Origin of the sequence: Vibrio ouci, assembly GCF_004551525.1 — a bacterium.
In the GTDB taxonomy this organism is placed as follows: Bacteria; Pseudomonadota; Gammaproteobacteria; order Enterobacterales; family Vibrionaceae; genus Vibrio; species Vibrio ouci.
Genome location: NZ_SATR01000107.1, coordinates 1 through 3,250 on the forward strand (window position 1 = coordinate 1; position 3,250 = coordinate 3,250).

Below are 3,250 nucleotides of genomic sequence, written 5' to 3' on the forward strand. Positions count from 1 at the left end.
CACAAAACCTAATATTCGTACTGCCTCCATTGAGATTGACGCACGCATGGAAAACGACATACTAAGAATACCAAAAGCACTAAGTAAGTTCGTATTCTTACTTAATACATTCGACTTTGTGCCCAAACTTGAAAAGACAGCTAACGCCCAATTAACGTGTGAGCAGCGCATACACTGAACTTGAACACTGCGCCGTAAACACTAAATTCAACCCGAAGTGAGAGCGCCAAACGTTGCGAATCACTGTTGAATTGTTTGTTATGTTTTACCACAAACACATGATTTACTTGAGAAAGAACTGCTATTTCTGACCAGTTTTCTGAACCAAACCACAAGGCAAGAACCAACTTGGCCGTCAAAATCGACTAACCCAAAACCAGTAATTCCACTTCCCTGCCCAATGAGGCAACCCGACTAAGCTTCAACAAACTCCCTGTCTTTCCAACCAAAGCGCAAAACAATGGTGAATTGCCGAGGCAACTGCCAAGCTGGAATGCTGATTGGCTAAGAACCTGAAAGCGACTTTGAGCCAGTAAAACAATAAGCCAACCGCCACGACCCGACAATGAAGCAACCCACGAACATTGGTATGTTTTACGGGCTGAGAGATTCAAGAACTTAGACCGACAATGTGGATTTGCTGAGTCTACTAGGGACGAATTGCTTAAGGGACAAAGAACTAGAGCCTAAGACCTTTAAGCCTTTGAATTTCAAGTAAACATAACGCCCTGTTAAGGTGTGAGCAACGCAATGCCGAAGTCGCCGCATGCCACCTTAAACACTAAACGCAACGCATAGAAAAAATGCCAAGCGTTGCGAATCACTCTTAAACAGATTGTTATGTGCGTACCAGACGGTAGCGCCTTACTGTACCTTCACTTTCATCTGTGTAGTCGCCCAGATAAACACCACCACAATTTTCGATGACCTTTTGTGAAGCTGAGTTCTCGATTGAACAGGTTAAAATAGCTGAGTCAGATACAACATTGTCCCGAACCCAAGCGAGAAGAAATGAGGCGACTCCTTTACCACGAGCTGTCGGTCTGGTTTCATAGCCAATATGACCTATGACATTTTCAATGTACTCGTTTGTACCGTGTCGAACTCTGATTGAGCCGAGAATTACACCAGACTCCATACAAAAATAAGTTGTTATTGGCGCCCAACCGTCAGGCAACCCTAAACCTTTGGAGTATGCAACTCTCTTCTTCAGATACGCACTACTGTCAGTTTTTGCTTCATCATAAAGCTCTAAACCATCTGCAATACAGGATTCAACGTAGTCTTTAAACTGGTCTTGATGAGCTACTTTCGCTTTCGTAATTTCCATTTTACTCCTAAGCACATAACGCCCAATTAAGGGGTGAACAACGCTACCACCTAACCTAAAACATTGTGCCATAAACACTAAATTTGAAGTAGAAGCAAAAATGCCGAGCGTTGTGAATCCCTCTTAAATTGCTTGTTATGTTTTACCACAAGTTACTGACTTAATTGAGAAAGAACTGCTATTTCAAACCACTTTTCTGAACCAAACCACAAGACAAGAACTAATTTGGCTACCAAAAGCGATTAACCTTAAACGTGTAATTCCACTTCCCTGCCCAATGAGGCAACCCGCCCAAGAAACAACAAGCGCCCTTTCTTTCCAACAAAAGCGCAAGACAATTTTGAGTTGCCGAGGCAACTGCCAAGCCGAAATGCTAATTGGCTAAGAACCCCAAAGCGACTTAAAGCCAGTTACACAAACAACCGACCGCCACGACCTCAAAATGAAGCAACCCACGAACATTGGCATGTTTTACGGGCTGAGAGATTCAAGAATTTAAGCTGACAATGCGAATTTGCTGAGTCTACTAGGGACGAATTTCCAGAGGAACAAAGAACTTGAGCCTAAGACCTTTAAACCTTTGAATTACAAGTAAACATAACGCCCAATTAACGTGTGAGCAGCGCATACACTGAACTTAAACACTGAGCCGTAAACAATTAGTTCAACCCGAAGTGAGAGCGCCAAGCGTTGCGAATCACTGTTGAATTGTTTGTTATGTTTTACCACAAACATATGATTTACTTGAGAAAGAACTGCTATTTCTCACTGGTTTTCTGAGCTAAACCACAAGGCAAGAACCAACTTGGCCACCAAAGGCGATTAACCTAAAACCAGTAAGTCCACTTCCCTGCCCAATGAGGCAACCCGACCAAGAAACAACAAGCGCCCTATCTTTCCAACCAAAGCGCAAAACAATGTTGAATTGCCGAGGCAACTGCCAAGCTGAAATGCTGCTTGGTAATGAACCTGAAAGCGACTTTGAGCCAGTTAAACAAGAAGCCGACCGCCACGACCTGGCAATGAAGCAACCCGCGAACATTGGCATGTTTTACGGCTTGAGTGATTCAAGAACTTAGACCGACAATGCGGATTTGCTGAGTCTACTGAGGACAAACTGCCTGAGGGACAAAGAACTTGAGCCTAAGATATTTAAGCCTTTGAAATACAAGTAAACATAACGCCAAATTAAGTAGTGAGCAACGCTACCACTAACCTAACCCATTGTGCCGTAAACACTAAAACTGATTCAAACCGAAAATGCCAAGCGTTGCGAATCTGCTTAAATTTATTGTTATGTGCGTGCTAATTCTACGCTCGTAATCTCAGTGCCTATTGGTAGGTCATTAATTTGGGAGTAAATTGCGCCAGTTGCTTCTAACTTGCTACGAAAAGGCAACACCTGCAAATTACCTACACTTAGCTCGCCTCCTAAGCAGGGAGGAATTATGAAGTCATAACACTCATTTTCAGAAAGCATCAATTCTTTATCACGAGCCCCAATCACTAGGCTAACCATTAGCAATTGCTCCTGGCCTTGCTTCGTATTTAATATCGATTGAAGTTCGATTTTATCTGTCGCGATAACAGTTAATGTTCCTTCTAACATATCGAAAAAATATATGCCCTCATTAGATTCAAAGAACATATCTCCAAATAAATTTGCAACAAGGAATGTCTTCTCCGAAAAATCTAGCCAATTCCAAGTAGCTAAGCCTTTGCAAATATCACCTGCATCGGGTGTCAGTAAAAGCATAAATTCCCCTCAAAGCACTAGTGTACCCCACGAAAAGTGGACACAACATAACTACACACTTTCGAACTCGGCTGGACTCACATAGCCCAACGCTGAGTGCTTTCTATTTCGATTGTAATAGATCTCAATATATTCGAAGATCCCCATTCGAGCTTCTTCTATAT

General features: G+C 42.5%; 4 protein-coding genes. 1 reads left to right on the forward strand and 3 read right to left on the reverse strand.

Going from position 1 to position 3,250, the window contains the following annotated elements:
• Positions 1-838: 838 nt before the first annotated feature.
• Positions 839-1,330: a GNAT family N-acetyltransferase gene (locus ELS82_RS23795; RefSeq protein ID WP_134837626.1), complete on the reverse strand. Its 492-nt coding sequence runs from the start codon at positions 1,328-1,330 to the stop codon at positions 839-841.
• Between the two features lie 917 nt (positions 1,331-2,247).
• Here ELS82_RS23795 and ELS82_RS26515 point away from each other — a divergent pair.
• Positions 2,248-2,409: a hypothetical protein gene (locus ELS82_RS26515; RefSeq protein WP_167489507.1), complete on the forward strand. Its 162-nt coding sequence runs from the start codon at positions 2,248-2,250 to the stop codon at positions 2,407-2,409.
• A gap of 215 nt (positions 2,410-2,624) precedes the next feature.
• Here ELS82_RS26515 and ELS82_RS23805 read toward each other — a convergent pair whose 3' ends face one another.
• Both ELS82_RS23805 and ELS82_RS23810 read right to left on the reverse strand, forming a co-directional pair.
• Entirely contained in the window at positions 2,625-3,086 is a 462-nt protein-coding gene (locus ELS82_RS23805) for a T6SS immunity protein Tdi1 domain-containing protein (RefSeq protein ID WP_134837627.1), read from the reverse strand.
• Positions 3,087-3,137: 51 nt separating this feature from the next.
• The coding region (locus ELS82_RS23810; protein WP_134837628.1) for an IS3 family transposase at positions 3,138-3,250 on the reverse strand (113 nt) is incomplete at its 5' end.